Source organism: Streptomyces sp. NPDC041796 (genome assembly GCF_055590785.1).
The window spans coordinates 102717-122437 of sequence record NZ_JBVJAH010000005.1 but is presented as its reverse complement, the minus strand read 5'-3'; the positions used below and the strand labels follow the sequence as shown (position 1 = coordinate 122437).

At 68.4% G+C, this 19721-nt stretch carries 18 protein-coding genes and 1 pseudogene; 7 read left to right on the top strand and 12 right to left on the bottom strand.

The genetic code is table 11. The features are described 5' to 3' along the window. The first annotated feature begins 7 nt into the window (after positions 1–7). From ACZ6C1_RS11425 to ACZ6C1_RS11415, 3 genes are read left to right on the top strand one after another with little or no spacing between them, the layout of a single operon-like run. Entirely contained in the window at positions 8–2938 is a 2931-nt protein-coding gene (locus tag ACZ6C1_RS11425; protein ID WP_469240045.1) for a Z1 domain-containing protein, read from the top strand. 8 nt (positions 2939–2946) lie between these two features. After that, positions 2947–3807 (top strand): HNH endonuclease, encoded by an 861-nt coding sequence (locus tag ACZ6C1_RS11420; protein ID WP_469240044.1) that lies wholly within the window; start codon positions 2947–2949, stop codon positions 3805–3807. 41 nt (positions 3808–3848) lie between these two features. After that, positions 3849–4328, top strand: coding sequence for a very short patch repair endonuclease (locus ACZ6C1_RS11415; RefSeq protein WP_469240043.1), 480 nt, complete (start codon positions 3849–3851; stop codon positions 4326–4328). On the opposite strand, the gene ACZ6C1_RS11410 is transcribed toward ACZ6C1_RS11415, so the two are convergent. The 5 genes from ACZ6C1_RS11410 to ACZ6C1_RS11390 all read right to left on the bottom strand — a co-directional run bounded on the left by ACZ6C1_RS11410 (position 4239) and on the right by ACZ6C1_RS11390 (position 10575). Beyond that, positions 4239–5480 carry a DNA cytosine methyltransferase gene (locus tag ACZ6C1_RS11410; RefSeq protein WP_469240042.1) on the bottom strand — a complete coding sequence of 414 codons (1242 nt, stop codon included), beginning with the start codon at positions 5478–5480 and terminating at the stop codon, positions 4239–4241. The two genes, ACZ6C1_RS11415 and ACZ6C1_RS11410, sit on opposite strands and share 90 nt — an antisense overlap. Before the next feature lie 315 nt (positions 5481–5795). Further along, on the bottom strand, positions 5796–6515 hold the full coding sequence (locus ACZ6C1_RS11405; RefSeq protein WP_469240041.1) for a protein NO VEIN domain-containing protein: 720 nt from the start codon (positions 6513–6515) through the stop codon (positions 5796–5798). 43 nt (positions 6516–6558) lie between these two features. Beyond that, entirely contained in the window at positions 6559–8388 is a 1830-nt protein-coding gene (locus ACZ6C1_RS11400; RefSeq protein WP_469240040.1) for a DEAD/DEAH box helicase, read from the bottom strand. Further along, positions 8385–9800, bottom strand: a complete 1416-nt coding sequence (locus ACZ6C1_RS11395; RefSeq protein WP_469240039.1) for a transcriptional regulator — start codon at positions 9798–9800, stop codon at positions 8385–8387. The genes ACZ6C1_RS11400 and ACZ6C1_RS11395 overlap by 4 nt, the downstream gene beginning before the upstream one ends. Before the next feature lie 91 nt (positions 9801–9891). Continuing rightward, complete coding sequence (locus ACZ6C1_RS11390) at positions 9892–10575, bottom strand: hypothetical protein (protein WP_469240038.1); 684 nt, start codon at positions 10573–10575, stop codon at positions 9892–9894. Between the two features lie 326 nt (positions 10576–10901). On the opposite strand from ACZ6C1_RS11390, the gene ACZ6C1_RS11385 reads away from it, so the two are divergent. Then, a complete protein-coding gene (locus ACZ6C1_RS11385) occupies positions 10902–11630 on the top strand; it encodes a hypothetical protein (protein WP_469240037.1) in 729 nt (242 codons plus the stop codon). 133 nt (positions 11631–11763) lie between these two features. Here the strand turns inward: ACZ6C1_RS11385 and ACZ6C1_RS11380 are convergent, their stop codons facing one another. Next, positions 11764–12363 (bottom strand): hypothetical protein, encoded by a 600-nt coding sequence (locus ACZ6C1_RS11380; RefSeq protein WP_469240036.1) that lies wholly within the window; start codon positions 12361–12363, stop codon positions 11764–11766. Positions 12364–12736: 373 nt separating this feature from the next. Between ACZ6C1_RS11380 and ACZ6C1_RS11375 the strand changes: the two genes are divergently transcribed. Continuing rightward, positions 12737–12976, top strand: coding sequence for a hypothetical protein (locus tag ACZ6C1_RS11375; RefSeq protein WP_469240035.1), 240 nt, complete (start codon positions 12737–12739; stop codon positions 12974–12976). A 48-nt stretch (positions 12977–13024) separates the two neighbouring features. Next, complete coding sequence (locus ACZ6C1_RS11370) at positions 13025–13327, top strand: hypothetical protein (protein WP_469240034.1); 303 nt, start codon at positions 13025–13027, stop codon at positions 13325–13327. Here ACZ6C1_RS11370 and ACZ6C1_RS11365 read toward each other — a convergent pair. Beyond that, positions 13308–13915, bottom strand: a pseudogene (locus tag ACZ6C1_RS11365) (response regulator). The gene ACZ6C1_RS11370 and the pseudogene ACZ6C1_RS11365 overlap by 20 nt on opposite strands. Positions 13916–14170: 255 nt before the next feature. On the opposite strand from ACZ6C1_RS11365, the gene ACZ6C1_RS11360 reads away from it, so the two are divergent. Then, complete coding sequence (locus tag ACZ6C1_RS11360) at positions 14171–14488, top strand: STAS domain-containing protein (RefSeq protein ID WP_469240033.1); 318 nt, start codon at positions 14171–14173, stop codon at positions 14486–14488. 348 nt (positions 14489–14836) lie between these two features. Here the strand turns inward: ACZ6C1_RS11360 and ACZ6C1_RS11355 are convergent, their stop codons facing one another. The 5 genes from ACZ6C1_RS11355 to ACZ6C1_RS11335 all read right to left on the bottom strand — a co-directional run bounded on the left by ACZ6C1_RS11355 (position 14837) and on the right by ACZ6C1_RS11335 (position 19634). Continuing rightward, complete coding sequence (locus tag ACZ6C1_RS11355; protein WP_469240032.1) at positions 14837–16126, bottom strand: DUF445 domain-containing protein; 1290 nt, start codon at positions 16124–16126, stop codon at positions 14837–14839. Positions 16127–16412: 286 nt separating this feature from the next. After that, positions 16413–17027 (bottom strand): DUF1707 SHOCT-like domain-containing protein, encoded by a 615-nt coding sequence (locus ACZ6C1_RS11350; protein ID WP_469240031.1) that lies wholly within the window; start codon positions 17025–17027, stop codon positions 16413–16415. 25 nt (positions 17028–17052) lie between these two features. After that, entirely contained in the window at positions 17053–18021 is a 969-nt protein-coding gene (locus tag ACZ6C1_RS11345) for an ABC transporter ATP-binding protein (RefSeq protein WP_469240030.1), read from the bottom strand. A gap of 7 nt (positions 18022–18028) precedes the next feature. Next, entirely contained in the window at positions 18029–18793 is a 765-nt protein-coding gene (locus ACZ6C1_RS11340) for an ABC transporter permease (RefSeq protein ID WP_469240355.1), read from the bottom strand. 40 nt (positions 18794–18833) lie between these two features. Beyond that, complete coding sequence (locus ACZ6C1_RS11335; RefSeq protein ID WP_469240029.1) at positions 18834–19634, bottom strand: ABC transporter permease; 801 nt, start codon at positions 19632–19634, stop codon at positions 18834–18836. Positions 19635–19721 lie beyond the last annotated feature (87 nt).

The following is a 19721-nucleotide window of genomic DNA, read 5'->3' as shown; positions in this document are numbered from 1 at the left end:
CTCTGCCATGTCTGACGAAGTACTCAACCTGCATGGTGACGTGCTGGCAGCGATGCGCCGCGGTCCCAGGCCGTTCGCGAAGCTGGCGCTCGCGCTGTCCGAGTCCGAAGAGCCGGAGGACTCCATCCTCCTTCCCTTCCGGGACCGTCTGGTGACCGCCACAACCGCTGACGAACTGACGGCGCTCTGGCACCGGAGCCTTACGGCCTGGGACTTCGAAGAGCACGCCGCCTGGGCCGAGGCGCCCGCGCGTACACCCGAGCGGCGGGCCGAGGTCTACGACCGGCTTGGCTTCGGCATCGACCTGCGGAAGGCGCTGGACAGTGTCGCCCCTGTAACCGCGGAACAGGGCGCTGTGGTCATCAGCCGAGATTTCGCTCCCTGGTATTCACGGGAATCTGCTGCGAACCGTTCCTTCTACTGGACGGCGTATGAGGACGTTCTGCGCCGTAAAGGATGGAGCGATGCGGCTGTCTCTTCCCTGGACGAAGCCTCACACGCGGTGGTGGAACGCCTGTCGGACCCCACCCGGGCTGAGGCTTACGGCGCCCGGGGCCTAGTCGTCGGGTACGTACAATCGGGCAAGACAGCCAACTTCACGGGCGTTACCGCCAAGGCCATCGACGCCGGCTATCGCCTCGTCATCATTCTCGGCGGGACCCTGAACCTGCTGCGCAGCCAGACCCAGCGCCGCCTCGACATGGAGCTTATCGGCCAGGAGAACATCCTGCGCGGAGCCGACCCGCATGATGTGAACGCCCTGGTCGATATCGACTACCAGGACGACGAGGACTGGCCCGGCAAGTTCCTCGCACATGGCGCGCGCCCGTCCGCACTGGGTGCCTTCGACATCGAGCGGCTCACTACCCGAGATGACGACTACAAGTCACTGCTCAATGGAATTCGCGCCCTTGAGTTCGAAAAGCAGCACCGCACACTTCCCTTGCATCACCCGGAGAATCTGCACCATGCCGCGGCCCGGGTCATGGTCGTCAAGAAGAACAAATCCGTCTTGACGAAGCTGGTTAAAGACCTGAAGAAGATCGGGTCGATCCTGCACGAAATTCCGGCGCTGATCATCGATGACGAGTCGGACCAGGCTTCGGTCAACACGGTCGACCCCAAGAAGTGGGAGGCCGGTAAGGTCTCCCGCACGGCCATCAACGGGCTCATCTCCGAGCTGCTGCAGCTCCTGCCGCGCGCCCAGTACGTTGGCTACACCGCGACGCCGTTCGCTAACGTCTTCGTCGACCCCGGCGACGGCGAGGACATCTTCCCGCGCGACTTCCTCATCTCCCTTCCCCGGCCGTCCGGCTACATGGGTGTACAAGATTTCCATGACCTGGACGACCCTGCCGGCCAGGCCGAGGAAACGCATGTGCGCGGCATCTATGAAGACACGGGAGACCGCCTGCAGGAGGCGATCGACGCCTTCCTCCTCACCGGGGCGCTCAAGCTGTTCCGGGTGGACCACGGCGTGCCAGAGGGGCCATTCCGCCACCACACCATGCTCGTGCACGAATCCGTCCGTATCGACGACCAAGCGGACCTTGCGCTGCGCATCAACTCCTTGTGGCACCAGGCGGGTTACACCGGCCCCGAAGGCCACCGCCGCCTCGAGGAACTTTTCATCTCCGACTTCCAGCGCTACGCCGACGAGGAACTGCCCCTGCCTGACTCATACGCCGCCCTGAAACCGTACGTATCGAGAGCACGCCAGCTCATCAATTCGGGCGGTAATCCGGTCATCGTGGTGAACGGTGACACAGACCGCTACTTCCAGCAGATCGACCTGGACTTCGACCGGACCCCCCACGTGTGGAAGATCCTCGTGGGCGGCACCAAGCTGTCTCGTGGGTTCACCGTCGAGGGCCTGACTATCACGTACTACCTCCGCACCACCGCTCAAGCGGACACGCTGATGCAAATGGGCCGCTGGTTCGGCTTCCGCCCCGGCTACCGGGACTTGGTGCGGCTCTTCATCGGCCGCGAAGTGCCTCTGACCGGTAAGAAGACCGTGGATCTGTATGAGGCCTTCGAGGCGATCTGCCGCGACGAAGAGGCATTCCGCTCGCAACTCGCGACGTACAGCCAGCTTGTACACGGTGTTCCTCAGGTGACACCGAGAGAAGTGCCTCCGCTCGTCTCCCAGCATCTGCCCTGGATCAGGCCTGCAGCCCGGAACAAGATGTTCAATGCGCAGCTGGTGGAAATCCGCACGCCGGGTGAGTGGGTGGAGCCGACGGCATACCCGGAGAGCAGCTCTGACCTGCGGCACAACACTGAGCTATGGCTGCCCGTTCTCACCAGTCTCAGCCAGGCGCAGATGCCCTTCGTCCACCTGCCCGCCAATGACCGGGGCAGCTACACGGCGTACCCGGTCAAGACATGCGTCATTCCGCATTCTCAGCTGCTGCGGATCTTGGGAGACCTCGTCTGGGGCAGGCCCGACCTCTTCGCGCCTCACCTGCAGTACCTCCGGGACCCTTCACCGTCGGGATGCGGGACGGATGACTGGGTTGTCATCGCTCCTCAGACGACTGCGGCCACGTCCTTGACCGGCAGCGTTCTCGGTTGCGATCCGCTCAGCCTCGTACGGCGCAGCAGGATCCGCGGCGTGTTCAACCGCATCTCCGGCGTGGCTCACCGCCAGTCCGCTGAGCGGATCGCAGGTGCCCTGCCTCTTGTCGATGACGACCCTCTCGCCACCCAGCTGCACCAGCCCCGGCGGGGAGCGGTCCTGCTTTACCCGGTGCTCGAAGGGGACCAGGGGAAGGCGGCACCCGGTGGTTCGGCCGGACGCGTCGACCCCGGCAAGCTTGTGATCGCAGCCTCTTTCATTTCCGCTGTCGACCCTCAGGCCGCGGATGCTCCGCTGGTCCGCTTCCGCACCATTGACTCGTCCGTTGCCGACGAGGCGATCGTCAACACACGCTAGGGGGCGACATGTCAGAGCAGCACGATCGACGCCCATTGCCGCCGCCCGGGAGCAAGGAGCTGGCAGACCTGGTCCCGGACGTGGAGACACGAGCCGTGTACCAGGTGCTGTACCAAGCCCGTGACGCCCCACTTGAGATGGGCGAGATCAGGAAGCGCGTCGCTCTCCTGACGGGCACGGTGAACTTGCAGACCGACAGGAGGCTGCGTTCCCTGCGGACGTACTTTGACGTACCCGCGACCCCAGTGCCGGGGAGGAGAAACAGGTTCGCCTACCCGCTCCTCGGCTGGAGGCCGGACGCGGATGAGCGGACCGCCCGGAAGACCATCAAGGCTGCGGACCGGGCCCTCACCCTTCACGCGTACGGCTACCGCTGTGCGGCTTGTGGCCGGTCACCCGCGGAGGACGGAATCAAACTTGTCATTGATCACAAGGTGCCACTAGACCTCGGTGGTTCGAATGACACGGACAACCTCCAGCCCCTGTGTGTCGAGGACAACCACGCCAAGCAGGCTCTGTTCGCAGATCATGACGAGCACGCCGGGGCCTTGCGGGCGTCCATGAGTTTGCCCGAGGTCCACCTCCGCATCGGCGAGCTGCTCAAAGCCATGGCGGGACAACCGGTCCCCATAGAGCTGATAGTGCTGGTCGCCAGGGAGGAGAACCTTGGCGATCCGACGAGGCGCCTGCGTGAGCTGCGATCACTAGGCTGGAAGATCCCACCGCCTTTCAGGCGGAAGGAGGGGCGCAGGGTCCGGTCTTTCTACACCCTGCAACACTGGGAGCCCTGGCCGGAAGAAGGGCCTCAGGCCGCTATAGCCAGACTGGAGAGAGCACGCAGGAGGGCTCAGCGCCAGCGGGACGTCTGAGGCCGTCACCAAGCACGCACGAACAGCGCGGGAGTACGCAGGTGAATGACCCCGAGCCCTGGGTTCCCCCAGAAGGGTCCTGGGCGTCGTCTGCCGGCAGGCGCCGGAACATGCAGGCGATCCGGAGCCGGGACACCACACCCGAGCGAGTGCTCCGCCGTCTCCTGCACGCCCAGGGGCTTCGCTACAGGGTGGCGGCGAAGCCGCTGCCCAACTTGCGCAGGACAGCGGACATCGTTTTCCGTCCCACCAAGGTCGCCGTCTTCATCGACGGTTGCTACTGGCACGGCTGCCCGGAGCACTACGTCCCGCCGAAGACGAACCCCGGCTACTGGTCGGGCAAGGTCGCGGGCAACATGGCCCGCGACCGCGACACCGACCGCCGTCTAGCCGAAGCAGGCTGGACGGTTCTGCGTTTCTGGGAGCACGAGTCAGCTGAGGAGTGCGCGAGCACTGTTCTCCGCGTCGTCCTCGATCGTCGGAAGCGCCTGCTGGAGGGGAAGCTCGGGGGCAACGAGTGACGGGTCGTCCTCGGGCTCGAATTCCGGGCTGGGGTCCTCGTGCAGCGGTCCGGTACGGGACAGGGCTTCCTTGATGCATTCGCCCACTGCCGCTGCCACAGGCGGCGGGAAGGCGTTGCCAACCTGCCGGTAACGGGCTGTTTTGCCACCCCCGGCGAATTCCCACTCCTCCGGGAACCCCTGAATGAGTGCTGCCTGCTCAACGGTGAGCTTGGGCCCCCGCCCGGCCTTCGGGTTGCCAAGATCACGGTCGGGATCGGTCATCTTGTCCTCGTCGTTGGCCACGCCCATGGCGTCGACCCCGAGTGCCGCCCAGGCCTTCTTTGCGCGCGTGGGGCCGAGATCCGCGCCACCGTGCTTCTTCGATCCGCCCACGAGGGTGGGAGCGACGGTTCCAAGCTCTGCCCTTTCGAGCCACCTGGTGAAACGGTCGGAGTCCTTCCCCAGCCTGCGCTCCATGGAGGGCCTCAGCTTCTCCGCCACTGTCACGATTTTTCCCTGCGGCTCCGGCCAGTCGAAGCCGCGGTACTCGTCCTCACGGATAGCAACCAGGATGGCTCGCGGCCGGAGCTGAGGGACGCCGAAGTCCCGGGCTTCCAGGACCCGCCAGCCGCAGATCACGTAGCCAGCCTTCCGGAGGCGGTTCTTGATGTGGTTGCGGTAGTAGCGGAACTTTCGCTCGGGTTCGACCAGCCCGCGCACGTTCTCGATCATGACCGCACGCGGCTGGAGCTGCTCCACAAGATCAAGCATCGTCGGGAACAGATCACGATCGTCTTCCCGGCCGAGCTGCTTTCCGGCCGCGGAGAACGGCGGACACGGCACTCCGCCAGCAAGGAGATCGAGCTGCCCCGGCTTGATCCGTTCCACCGGGTCCGAGGCGGCTGGCATCGCCTTCGTGTGGGCGTCAGGAGCCGACACCTCATCGAGCGGCCGGAAGTCCTTCACGTCTGCCTCTCGGATGAGGCAGTGCTCCTTCTCCCAGGCCCACTCCGGCCGGTTCTGGATGTTGTGCCTCAGCGTCGCAGCAGCATGCTTGTCGATCTCCACCAGCGCGAGGTGGCGGAATCCGGCCTGGTGGAGCCCTACCGCTTGCCCACCGGCTCCCGCACAGATCTCAATCGAGGTCAGGCGGCGGTCGGCGGTTGCCATGGGCTCCTCCAGGGGCGGGGTTATCAGACACGCAAGTGTCGCATCTCGCACCGACAACAGGCACACGGCAAGCAGCGCATCACTCCCCGCAACCGGTTCCCCATGGTGCCCGGCGCTCTGCCACTTCCTCACACCTCGCCTGCCGTGATCATCCGGGTGGACACCGCTCCGGTTCGGCGGCGGCGAGGACGGAGGCGCTCACCTGCACGGATCCCTTGAACGGGTGCCCGGTGCACGCCTCGCTGGATGCGCTGGTACCCCTCACTCTGATCATCCGGGACTGGTCATCGACGCGACCGCCGCGACGGCGCTCCGTCACGCCAGCCGCGTCACCTCCGCAGCCGACCATCCCCAGACGGGGAGGTGGGGGGCCGCGTGTGCGGGTACCAGCCAGCAGTCCTGGCGTCCCTCGATGCCCCGTGCCAGTGTGTGAGCCGGCACCAGAAACCGGGCAGACTCCCAGCTGACATTGCCGTCCCTGTCCTGAGGGGCCGCACGCCGCAGCCATTCACGGCTGACCGTGGCGAGGTTCAGGGCGCTGCCGTCCGTTCCCAGCAGCACCGCTGCCATGAGCCATTGGGGGTCGTCGCACATCACCTCGTACTCATGCCGACTGAGGTGGATAACGAGACGAGTCGGGTCGGTAGTCGTCTTGACCTCTATGTGAGCTGTGTCTCCGCCGCAGGCCGGCACCGCTTCTATGTCGTAACCGTAGGCGTCCGAAAGCGCTGCTACGTGGCGTACGTCCACCGCCCCGCAGTCCCGCAGCAACTGGAGCACTGCGAACTCACCCGCGGTGCCGGTCTCCCGGTTCACGGCCTGTGCGGCCGGATCCCAGAGAACCTGGGCTACCCGCGTCTTTCCATCCCCGTCCAGAAGCTCGCGGTCCCTGACGCACACGACAGGCTGATCCGCACTGGTAAGCAGACCGGACCGGCGAAGCCAGACCAGGCCTTCGGCGTACTGGACGGGTGTCAGGTCAGCGTAGTCCGGGTGATGAGTGAACAGAGCCCGAACCCGGCTGACCTCCGACACCTGCAGGTGCTCCAGCCACCGGAGCGCCGCCCTGCGTGTCCCCTCACCCGGCGACACGTGCATCCAGGTGGTTCAGCAGCGCCCGCACGTCGGCCATGTCCATCCCCGCCGCCAAGGACGGCTCCTCCTCCAGATCAGCGAGCTGCTGTACGGACGGGTCGTCCAGAATCCGTCCCATGAATTCGAGCTTCTCCTCCAAGCGCAGGGCCACAACCTCGTCAATGGTTCCTTCTGCTGCGAGGACGGTGACCCGCGTCTCCGTATCCGGAGCAAGTCCCAGGCGGTGAATGCGGTCGAGGCTCTGGAGGAAGCGTCCCGCCATGAAGTCACGGTCAACATAGACAGCGTCGTGACACACGTGATGCAGACTGATCCCTTCACCAAGGGTAGCGGGATTGGACAGGAGTACGTGGCAGTCCGGGTCCTCCCGAAACCTTCTTATCTGCTCTTCCCGGTCAGGGGATCCACCATGGACGACGGCCGGCTGGTAAGCGCTGAACAGTCTTTCCATGGTGGTGAGACTGCGTACGAACGTCGTCCACACGAGCGTCTTGCGTCCCGCAGCCGCGTTCTCGGCGACAATGCTGAGCGCTTCCTTGTACTTGGGCGAGAGCTCGTAGTCCGGCAAGTCCCGCAGCAGTGAGTACAGCGAGTCTGTCTGGGGGACCTCAAGCGGCGGGACCCGGTACACCAGCGGCGCGTACCGGCTCTCGCCTTCCACTAGCAGGGCAGGGCTGGTCGCAGCCATAAGCAGCCGCAGCATCGCCTTCCCAAGGGCATCGAAGTCCGATCGCGACGCCTCCGCCCGGGCGGTGTAGCGGCCGACGAGCGCGTCATACACCTCACGGTGCAGCGGATCCATCTCCACACGGCGGATCCGCGTTTCGAAGGGCGGCAGCCCGAGCTCCCGCTTCGTTGTCCGGGTGAACAAGGGGCGCAGGACACTGCTGGCGTGAGCGAGGTCTCCCCCAGCCACGGCCTGAGTCACGACACGACGCCCGTGCCCCGGCCAGACGAAGGAGAGCAGGTTTTCCAGATCCCGCGCGCCGTTCGGGGCCGGTGTTCCGGTGAGGATGAGACGGCGACGGGAGAGCGGACCGAGGGCCATGCACGCGCTGCCGTAGATGCCCTGTGCTCCGAGCTTCATCCGGTGCGCCTCGTCCAGGATGAGCATGGACGGCGCGGCCCGGAGCCAGGCGGCCAGCGCTCCCAGTGATCGGTCCAACCGCTCGTAGTTGATGATCAGGAGTTCGGCGGCGGGATGCGGAGTCTTTTCCATGACGGTGGCAGCGAGGGGCTCACTGAAGCAGACCTGGTTCTCATAGAGCCATGACTCGTATGCCGACTTGGGGCTTACGACGAGTGCGCGGCGCACCTCACCCCGAGCCCGCATCGCGGCGAACAGGGCAAGCCCTACCCGCGTCTTGCCGGCACCCGGAACGGAGAAATTGGCTCCGTGCCGCATAGACAGCAGATGGGCGATGTCCCGCCGCTGGAAATCGGTGAGGTCGGCCCTCCACGCCTCTCCAAGAAGTCCAGGGACGCCGTCCGGATCGACAGGAGCCGGCACGTCCGGATCGAGGAGGCGGCTCTGAGCCGCCTCGGCGTCATCCAGGACTCCGCCCACGAGTGCGGCGAGTTCCTCCTCCCAGCTGACCGTCTCCGCGTGCGGCCAGCTGCCCAGTGCTTCCAGCCCGGTCAGGAAGTCATCAAGGTCGACCTCCAGGGACAGGAGCGTCCGCTGCCCCGCTGCCGGGTAGTACCCGGCAAGCTTGGCGAAGTCCCCCTCCAGTCCAGGTGCGGCCCGGATCACGGCTCTCGTACGCGTGACATCGAACGAGATACGCAAAGACGGTTCTCCCGTGACGGTCACGCGTCCCCCTGGCGGACTGCTTCCAGAAGCCACGACACACCGTCGCCCGGAGCGTTGATGCTGCGAGCCGACTCATGCGCGAGCTTGCCCAGTGTGGTCCGGAGTTTTATGACCGCCTCGTCGAAGGCCTCCTCGTCGAGGCTGCGGGACGCCCTGGCGAGGACGAGGTCAGTAACGCACTGCTCAATGTCCTGGCAAGCATCGGCCAGCCGGTCCGGCGCAGCCTGCTTACGCTTACGGATGCGCGCGTCCTTGCCTGCCGGTTCCAGAGCGGACTCCATCGCTTCGTGAGCTGCGGAAAAGATTTTCGAGGCGGTAGTGCCGCGCTCGGAAAGGTTCTCGCTCTCCGCCGATTCAACCGCCTTGGCCCGCAGAACCAAGTCGGTAAGCGCCTTCGCCTCCGCCACCTGCGGCGCAGCCGATGCGACGGAGCGGTTGAGGCCCGGGATCACCACAGCTGACGTGGCGCCAGGCGTTGTCTTCAGTTCCTGCGGAAGACGCTGTTCCAGGTACCGGGCCCTGAAGTCGGGCTCGATGAGCCGGACGTCAGTCTTCGAGAAGTTGAGCACGATAGCCACTAGCCGCGATTCCTTGAGGAGCTCCGCGCTATCACGGCTGACGCCGGCTTCCTTGACGTACCGGCGGTGCAGCTCGCGCAGCTTTTCCTGCTGCTTCTCGAAGTCCAGCAGCCGGAGTTCCGCCCCACCATCCCGTGACCTTTCGATGAGGTCCCGGAGGCAGGACAGGATCCACAGGTCCTGCTCACAGGTGCTTACCCGGATATGGAAGTCCCGTGCGATGTCAGCAAGCTGCTTGCCCAGAAGGTGCTGCTCCTCAATGGCGAGGAGCCGGTTGATGTACGAGTAGTCACGCCGGCGGTCGGGCCGGAGCTGCAAGGAGAGCTCGACGGCGTTGATGTCATCCCACGTGCAGGATTCAGGCAGGACACCGACCCGCATGTTGGTGACGCCAAGCTCCTTGAGCGCAGCCCGCCGGGTGTTGCCATTAACGAGGATGCCGTCACGGGTGATGAGACCCGGCTCGTTCTGCTTGAACTCGCGCAGGCTGTCCTTCAGGGCATCGAAGTCAGGGTCGCGCTTCGACGGGTCCGCCGGCTGCGCCTGCAGCAGGTAGTGCAGGTAGTCCTGGCTGTCGGGACGCCACGCGTCCTCGTCCAGCAGCAGGTCCCGCTGAGGGTCGTGGCTGCGCTGCGCCCTGATCCGGTGGGTGCCCGGATTGTAGTAGAGCGAGTCCACCGGCATATCGATGACCTCAACACTCAGGGGTTGTGTACGCCACTCGATAGTCAGGGTTTCGGCGACTCCCTTGCCGCTCGTGGCCTCCTTGAGCCGCTGCTCAACGAGCGTGCGATTCTCCGCAGCCAGCGGAGGCCGGCCGAAGTCCTTGGTCACAGGCTTGCTCCTACATACGACGTGGTGGTGGGTGTTCGCCACGGAGGCCGACGACGGGTCGGCCTCCGTACAAGCACGAGGACTGAGGTGATCAGCCGGCCGGCGGTGCGAGAACCTTACGCACCTGCGCGCGCGACTCCTCCGGGAGCGTCCGGTAGTCCGCCCAGAGCCGCTCCACGGTGCTGAATTCGCGCCGGTCGTCGGCGACCCACTCGGCGAGCACCTTGCGCTCGAGGCTGCCAAGGCCGGCGATTGCCGACAGGACGGCGGCCAAGTCCGCGGGCTTGCCACGGCCGCCCACCCTGCAGCGGTTGCACTCCGCCACCAGTTCAGTCCGCTCACTGCCGTCCGGGTGCTGCACCACACGCCGGGCGATGTCCAGCTGCGCCGACTCGTAGGTGCCGGCGTAGGTTTCGCCCGGCGTGATACCGCACGAGCGGCAGAAGTGACCGTCCTTGGCGAGTACGTCACGCCTCTGCGTCTGCGTGATCGACGTACTGGGCCGGGACCCCTTGCCCGGTTCCCAGACGGGCTCGCCCCGCCGGACGAAGCGCTGCTCGTGCTGCCCGAGGGACGCGTCCTCGCGGTTGGTGTCGATCTGCCAGCCGTGGTCCCGCAGGTCACGCACACGACGGTCGGCCTGGCTGACACCCGGGAAGGCCGCCTTGACGTCTTCCTTGGTGAAGACGTTCCCCTCCCCCACCACGGTGACGAGCCACAGGGCGGCACGCTTCATCGTGCCGAGCTTGCCATCCGTCCACGCGGGCAGATCCATCGCGTTCCCCTAACGTCAGATTCCGGAAAGGCGTCGCCTCGGAGCCAGATGGCTGGCCGGGCGGCGTCCTTCAACGATTGCCTGTCGCAGACCCCGAAATCCAGTCCCGACAGGGCATTTGTGGCACCGCGTAGTACGCGGCACCGCGTAGATCACACCGCTCCTTGCCCCTACCCCTTGCCAGTGCCCGGCGCGAGAATTGACCCTCTGTCAGTGAGTCAGTACGGGGGTCCATGCCAGTGACCGGGAAAACGACACGGCGACGAGCCGCTCGACCTGAGTTGCTCCCCGCGCACGCCGAATTCGCGTCTGCACTGAGCAAGACTGTGGAGAGCGTCAGCCTGGCCCAGAACCGGATAGCGGCTAAGTCCCGCGTGCCCGCGACGACACTCTCCAGCTACCTGTGCGGCCACCGGCTTCCCAAGGACAGGGAGGCTCTGGACCGCGTATACACCACCGTGGAGCGGCAGGCTCAGGCAGCACAGCGCTCGTTGCCCTATTCGCGGGCCGATGTACACAGCATGTTCGAGCTGGCGCTCCGTGAGCGGTGCGCGGTCCGTGTCGGCGCGGGCATCGCAAGCGCCGAACCGTCCGCGGAAGCAGAGGAGCAGCCGGCTTCCAGGCTCACGAGCCCGCGCCGCCGCCTCCAGCGACGCGTCCGTCTGTACGGGGGACGGCGCAAAGTTCTCGTTGCGGCGGCACGCGCTGCGGTGCCGGTCCCCCCTCGGGTGGGGGACCGGCACCCCGCAAGGGATTCCAGCACCATGCCGTGGGCTGTGGAGGCCGAGGAAATTCGTCGGCACTTCGCCGCGGGACGCGATTGGGACGCGTACATGATGTTGAGGAATACGGCGAGCACTGTGCCGGCGCACGAGTTCCCGGGCGTCATCGCCTCTTGTCGGGCGGCAGGCCTGGAGCAGGCAGTGGAGACCCTTCTGAGGACGGCCGCCGAGCGGGAAGTCCGAGCCGTTCTTACCATCACGGCCGCCTTGCACGAGCAGCGTCAGTATGAGGACGCCGGGGTGGTGCTGGCCGCAGCCCGCCGCTCGTTCTGAGTACGAGAACTCCGCCCGCAAGGAGTCAGTGCCGTTCACTCCGGGGCCCGGTGGTGAGGGCCGGCGCCGCCGCGACCACGGACCGCCCCGCTGCACCGGCCGCTTGCGCTGGCCACCGCCCTGTGCCCAGGGATCAGTGTTCCTCCGCATGTCGCATCATCACCATCGCCTCCTGAATGCCCGGCAGTTGAGCCGACCTGGCCTCGGCCATGAGGTCGTCGCGGTGGCAGAGCCCTCGTTCGGTGACCTCCGTCAGCAGTGTGGTGACCGCGGCCTCGGTGGCGAGGGACGGGATGGTGTCCATGACCGCCCGGGGCAGAGGTGCGCAGGCGAGTCCGGCGACCGGGACGCGGGGGGCGGGGCGGATGGTGAGGCGTACGCGGACGTAGGAGTGGCCTCGTGGGGCGGCGCGGTGGGTGACCAGGACGTCGACCTCGGGGGCGGGTACGGAGGTCACGCCGTACAGGGCGAGGGCGGCCGGGCCGGTGAGGAGGGCGCCGGGACCCGCGTACAGGAGAGCGCCGCGCAGGCGCTGTCGTGGGGTGGGGGCGGTGGTCTGGAGGGCGATCACCCGGGGCAGGAGGCGGCGCCATGGGCCGGGTGGGCGGCAATGGGCGGCGATCACGGAGGAGGCGCAGCCCAGGTCCATGAGCTGGTGGACCGTGGCGACTCCGTCCTGGGCGACGACCAGCGGGTCGGTGGCGAAGAGCTGCGGCGGGATGGGGGTCGGCATGCGCGGTTCGTGCCCGGGAGGAAGGCGGGCCTATCCGTGGGCGGTCACGCCGTTACGGGATGGTGGCAGTAAGGCTCCTGCAGCACGCCGGTCGGTTACATATTGTCGTCGGATCATCACGATGCGGTGGAGCGGGTGGAGGCCGGTGGCGCCTCGACCGGCGGTACGCGGTACATGCACACCAACGGCCGGGAGTACCAGGTCAGCCGTGGTGGGGCGCCGCACGCACGCGACGGTTGGGACTCCGCCGGCCGTGTCGACACGAGGAAGCGCACGTTGAAGCACTACGGCAAGGCGTGCGCGGACTTCTCCGGACGGTTCGCAGCGTGCCTCCCAGTGCCACTACATGACCAAGTGACAGGTGGTTCAGATCATGGCTCAACGCCTCCTCACCTCTCCCCAGGCTCGGCTTCTGCGCTGGTTGCTGATCGGCACGCTGTGCTCCATGGGCGCGGCACTCCTGGTGACGGGAGGAACGCTCCTTCTCCCGGACGATGTGGCGCGCTCCATGTCGGACCGCACCTATGGCGCCCTGGTGCTGGGCACCGCACTGGCCCTGAGCGCAGGGGTGTTCGTCCGAACCCGCCGCAACCGTCCCCGTCCCCCGCGTTAGCCTCGGGGCAAGGCAGGAACACGCGTGCGGAAGGCAGGACAGCGAAAGATGGCCAGGATTCCGGCAACAGCCGTGGCGGCGAGTGGGCTCGTCGGGGGGTACGCCGTGGCACGGTGGACGAAGAAGCGGCCGCTCGGTGGGGTGGCGTTGGCGGCCGCGGGGGCCGTGGCGGCGCGGGAGTGGAAGCAGCGCAGTGGGGGGATGGCGGCCGCGGGGCTGACGGCGGCGTACGTCGCGGCGTTCGCCGGGTCGCATCCGCTGGCGAAGAAGGTGGGGGCGTGGCCGGCGGTGTTCTCGGTGGCCGGGGGCATGGCGGCGGCGTCGTGGGCGGTCAGTCGTAGGAGCCGGTGAGCGAGGGGTCGTCGCCCGGCTGGACGAGGCCGCTTTCGTAGGCGGTGATGACCAGCTGGGCGCGGTCGCGGGCGCCGAGTTTGGTGAGGATGCGACTGACGTGGGTCTTGGCCGTCAGCGGGGAGAGCACCAGCTCGGTGGCATGTCCGGGCGGGTCGGGGCTCGGACGGACGCCTCGATGAGGTGGCGGGTGGTGTACGGGAGCAGCAGGCTGTCGCCCGACGAGGCGGTGCGGAGGGCGGCCAGGAACTCGGCCGGGGCGGTGTCCTTCATCAGGAACCCGCTCGCCCCGGCCCGCAGCGCGCCGAGGACGTAGTCGTCGTGGCCGAAGGTCGTGAGGACGACGACCTTGGCGTCGGCGAGCTCGGGGTCCGCGCAGATCGCTTCCGTCGCGGCGATGCCGTCCTGCTCCGGCATCCGGATGTCCATCAGGACCAGGTCGGGCTGGAGGGAGCGGGTGAGGGCGACGGCGGGCCGTCCGTCGGCCGCCTCGCCGACCACCTCCAGGTCGGGCTCGGAGTCGATCAGCGCCCGGAAGCCCGCGCGGACGAGCAGCTGGTCGTCCGCCAGGAGTACGCGAATCGTCATGACGCCTCCGTCGGCACCGATGCCGTCACACGGAAGCCCGGCGATCCCGCCGGCAGCGGCCCGGCTTCCAGTGTGCCGCCCGCCGCCTCCACGCGCTCCTTCATGCCCCGAAGCCCCAGGCCGGTGCCCCCGCCCGGGCCGCCCGGCCCGGCGCCCGGCGGCCGTGTTCGTACTCCCCGAGATGTATCCGGAATGTACGGGAATGACTGCTGCGGCAGGATGTCGTGCGGTCCGCGACGCCGGATCGTGGAACGCGTGTCCCACACCAGCATCAGCCTCGCCATCCACACGCCCGCCGGCGGTCCCGTCACGCTCGCCGTCACCGGAGACGTCGACTTCGGCACGTCCGGACATCTGCGCGACTGCCTGCTGAGGCTGCTGACCGACCATCCCACCGACGTGCGCCTGGACATGGCGGGCGTGACCTTCTTCAGCGCTTCCGGCGTCGGCGCCCTGATCGCGGCGCACAAGCAGGCCTCCCGGGTGGACCGGCGGGTGACCCTGCGGGAGACGTCCAAGCATGTCGACAAGGTCCTGCGGATCACCCGTGTCCGGTCGCTGTTCCACGACTGAGACGGGATTGAACACACGCGCGATGGCGTACGTATAAGACAGCACCTCCCCACAGTGGCTGGGCGGGTGACCGGTCGGGCAGGGGCCGGTCCCTCGCCCGGCACGCCCCAGGCGGAGGAACGCCGCGAGGACGGGCGTGGACCGGGCGCCCCGGGCCGAGACGAGCCCGGACCCAGGCAGGAGACCGGCCCGCGACGGGCGGGCCCCGGCCGCGACAGCCGGGACCCCAGGCCGAGACCGGGCCGCGACAGGCCGACACACGGGCAGGACCGGGCCGCGAGAGCCGGGCCGGACCCAAACCGCTACCGCCGGCCCCGGCCGAGACCGGACCACGCAGGGACCCGGCGGTCAGCCGCCCACCGCGTGGGAGATCGTGTAGATCAGCAGGCCCGCCAAGGCGCCGACCACCGTGCCGTTGATGCGGATGAACTGCAGGTCACGCCCGATGTGGGCCTCGATCTTCCTGGACGTCTGGTCGGCGTCCCAGCTCGCGACCGTCTCGCTGATCAGCGAGGTGATCTCGGCGCGGTACGTGGTGACGACGTACACCGCCGCGTCCTCGACCCAGCCGTCCACCTTGGCCTGGAGGCGGCTGTCGGTGGCCAGCCGGGTGCCGAGCGAGATGAGGGAGGCGCGGGCACGCAGGCGGAGCTCGCTCTGCTCGTCCTCCGCCGCAGAGATGATCATGGCGCGTACGGAGGCCCAGGCCGAGGCGATGATGTCCTGCACCTCCGGGCGGGCCACCAGGTCGGACTTCAGGCGCTCCACCCGCGCCCGGGTGTCCGTGTCGCCCTGGAGGTCGGCCGCGAAGTCGGTGAGGAACCGGTCCAGCGCGCCGCGCGCCGGGTGGGCGGGCATGTCACGCATCTCGGTGACGAACCGGAGCAGCTCCTTGTAGACGCGCTCACCGACCTTCCGGTCCACGAAGCGGGGCGTCCAGCCGGGAGCCCCGCCCTGCACCGCGTCCATGATCGAGTCGGAGTGCAGGATCAGCCAGTCGTGGGCGCGGTTGCAGATGAGGTCGACCGCCCCGTGGTGCGCCCCGTCGGCGACGACCCTCTCCAGGGTCTTGCCGACCCCGGGCGCGATCTCCACCGCCTCGGCGCGCCGCGTGATCGCCTCGCCCACCACCGCCTGGACGTCGGCGTCCCGCAGCACGGTGAGCGCGCCGCGCAGCGCCGTGGCCAGCTCGGCCGTCACCCGGTCGGCGTGCGCGGGTTCGGCCAGCCAGGTGCCGAGGCGGCCGCCGATGCCGAGGGCGTGGAGCCGGGCGCGCAGGACGCCCTCGGAGAGGAAGTTCTCGCCGACGAACGCACCGAGCGAAACGCCCAGCTGGTCCTTCTTGGTCGGGATGATCGCCGTGTGCGGAATGGGCAGCCCCATCGGCCGGCGGAACAGCGCCGTCACCGCGAACCAGTCCGCCAGCGCGCCGACCATGCCCGCCTCGGCGGCCGCGGCGACGTAGCCGGGCCAGCCGGTCGCGCCGGCATTGCGGGCCCAGGTGGCGAGCACGTAGATGACGGCCACCAGGAGCAGCAGGGCGGTCGCCGTGAGTTTCATCCGGCGTACGCCCCGCCGCTTCTCCTCGTCCGCGGCCGTGTACGAGAAGGCGACCAGTGACGTCTTCGTTTGGTTCATCCGGCTCCACCCGTCCACGCGCATGCGTACCTAAGTCCCTATCTCAGGTACTCCTCAGCCGCATGGCGAGTTCCCGGCGCCGTCCCCGCGCAAAAGCGCCACCCCGCGCGAAAACCCCGATGCACCCGGAATGCCGGGAACCCGCAAGCCCGCCGGCCCCCGCCCGGCCCCGCCGTCCCCGCGCAAAAGCGCCACCCCGCGCGAAACCCCGGTGCACCCGGAATGCCGGGAACCCGCAAGCCCGCCGCCCCCCGCCCGGCCCCGCCGTCCCCGCTCCCCCCGCCGGTCACTTCCGCAGCTGCTTGCGGGCCGCCTTCCGCTCCTTGCGCTTCACGTCCACGCCGCCCATCAGCGCGAACCCGGTGATCCGCACGCGGGGCGAGCCGGGCGTGCCCTCGCCCGCGCCGCGGTCGTCGAAGCCGCCCATGAAGCCGAAGCCGGTGACCTCGACGTGCAGCTCGGGCGGGACGACCACCTGGATGCCGCCCATGACGGCGAAGCAGCGGATGACGACCTCGCGGTCCTCGAAGTCCGCCTCCCGCAGGTCGATGTCACCGCCGCCCTGGAGCACGGCGGCCGTGAAGTTGCGGGCGACGCTCCACTTGCCGCGCCGCCCGAAGCCGCTCCAGAAGGCGAAGGCGCCCTTGGACGTGGCCGGCCTGCCGATCCGGGCGGGCCAGGCCGGGTCACCGGTCTCCACGGACGCCGGGGCCGTGGTCGCCGGGAGGTCGCGCAGCAGGGGGGTCAACTCGCCGTGGGTACGCGCCTTGTACGCGCGGTCGAGACGCTCCTCGAACTCGGCCATGTCGAGGCGGCCCTCCGCGACCGCGTCCCGCAGCCGCTCCGCCACGCGCTCACGCTCGGCGTCCGAGGCCCGCATCTCCGGCAGTTCGTTCGTCATACGAACAGAGTAGTGCGGGGGGCTGTCAGTGGCCCGTGGATCGTTCCGCGTACATCTTGGCGATCACCGTCTCGATGTCCGGTTCCCGCACCGACAGGTCTACCAGCGGGTACTCGGCCGCGATCCGCGCCACGAGCGGCGCCGCCGACCGGGCCGCCGGGAAGGCCAGCCACTGCCGGGGCCCGTCCACCTTCACCACCCGGGCTCCGTCCGCGGCGATCGGCGGCAGTTCCCGCTCCAGGTCCACCACGAGCGTCCGCTCGCTCTCGCCCACCTCGTGCAGACCGCCCAGGGGCCCGTCGTACATCAGTCGCCCGTGGTCGATGACCATCACGCGCTTGCAGAGCTGCTCGATGTCGGTCAGGTCGTGGGTGGTGAGGAGCACCGTCGTCCCGCGCTCGGCGTTCAGGTCCCGGAGGAAGTCCCGCACCTTGGCCTTGGAGATGACGTCCAGGCCGATCGTCGGCTCGTCCAGGTAGAGGACCTCGGGGTCGTGCAGCAGCGCCGCCGCGATGTCGCCGCGCATCCGCTGCCCCAGCGAGAGCTGACGGACCGGCACCTCCAGCAGTTCGGCCAGGTCGAGCAGTTCGACGCACCGCTCCAGGTTCTCGCGGAAGCGGGCGTCCGGGATCCGGTACATGCGGTGGACCAGGCGGTACGAGTCCCGCAGCGGCAGGTCCCACCACAGCGTCGTACGCTGCCCGAACACCACGCCGATGCGGCGAGCCAGCCGGGTGCGGTCCCGGGAGGGGTCGATGCCCACGACCCGGAGCCGGCCGCCGCTGGGGGTGAGGATGCCGGTCAGCATCTTGATGGTGGTCGACTTGCCCGCCCCGTTGGGCCCGATGTAGCCGACCATCTCGCCGCGCGGGACGCGGAAGCTGATCCCGTCGACCGCCCGGACCTGGTGCCTCTCGCGCCGGAAGCGGCCGGTCTTGCGGCGTACGTCGAAGACCTTCTCGACGCCGTCCAGTGCGATGAAATCGGTGTCCAAGAGAAACTCAGCTCCCCGTGCTCCGGTACGAACGAATCCCCACCCGCCATGCCAGCCCCGCCACCATCCAGAACACCGCCGCCACCACCGGTGACGCGAACACCGCCCATCCCGGGAGCCCCGCCGGTGCCTCGCGCCCCAGGACGTACAGCGCCGGGACCCAGTTCACGAAGGCCAGCGGCACCACGTAGACCACTCCGCGCACCAGGTCCTGCGCGAAGATCACGGGCGGGTACTGCAGGAGGGTGTTCCCGCCGTAGGTGAACGCGTTGGCGACCTCCGAGCCGTCCTGCGCCCAGAACTGGAACGCCGCGCCCACCACCATCACCGCCGAGAAGATCAGCCATCCGCTCACCACCATCACGGGCACCAGCGCCACCTTCAGCGGCGTCCACGCCACGTCGAGGAGCACCAGCGACCAGACCAGCACGATCAGCCCCTGCACCACCCGTCCCATCCGGCGCAGCGCGAACCGGTCGGCCGCCACCTGCGCCAGCACCGGCACCGGCCGTACCAGCAGCGTGTCCAGCGTCCCGTCCCGCACCCGCCGCCCCAGCCGCTGCACCTGACCGAGCACCAGGTCCGCCAGCCCGAAGGCGGTGCCGGTCGTCCCGTACAGGAAGGCGACCTCGGCGAAGGAGAAGCCGCCGAGCCCCTCCACCTGGCTGAACATCAGCAGGATGACCACGAAGTCGAACGCGGTCGCGGTGAAGTTGGACAGCAGCGTCATCGCGAAGGAGAAGCGGTACGTCATCGTCGACCGCACCCACATCGCGGCGATCAGCCCGTACGCGCGCAGCCCCGCACCCAGCTCACCCACCCTGGACCACCACCCGCCGGGTCGCCGCCGCCTGGAGCGCCCGGCCCGCCGCCAGCAGCGCCACCGCCCAGCCCGCCTGGAACGCGTACGTCCCCATCAGCTCCCACCCCGTCCGCTTCTCCAGGAACACATCCGCCGGGAGCTGGAGCAGCGACGCCCACGGCAGCGCGCGCGCCACCTCGCCCAGCGCGCCGGGGAAGACGGTCAGGGGCAGCAGCATCCCGGAGAAGAACGTCCCCGACAGCCAGGCCACCTGCACCACCCCGGCCCCGTCCATCAGCCAGAACGCGCTCAGCGCCACCAGGAACCAGACCGCGAAGCTGACCACCACGCCCAGCGCCACCGACACCAGGAAGGCGAGCCAGGTCAGCGGATGTTCGGGCAGGGCGAGGTCGAAGGCGAGCGCCCCGACGGCCATGGGCGCCACCCCGCGGCCCAGTAGCTGGAAGGCCGACCGGCCGAGGGCGACCGACAGCCACCAGAGCTGAAGGTCGGCCGGGCGGTAGAGGTCGACGGCGATGTCCCCCGTCTTGATGCGCTCGATCAGCTCGTCCTCGAACCCGCCGCCCATGAGCCCGCAGGTCGCCAGCAGTGCCTGGCCGATCCACACATAGGTGAGCGCCTCGGCCATGTCGTAGCCGCCGAGACCGGGCCGCTCGCCCCAGAGGGCCATGTAGGTGTACGCCAGGATGAAACCGAAGACGGTGTTGGTGAACACCCCGGCGGCGGTCGCCACCCGGTACGTCGCATAGCGCCGGAACCCACCCGCCGCCACGGCCGCGTACAGCCGCATGTCCGCACCCCTCCCCCGTCGGCACACACCAAAGCCGAGGAGCCTAGTCCGCCGCCATCCGTGCCCGCGAGCGGTTTTCGGCTGCCG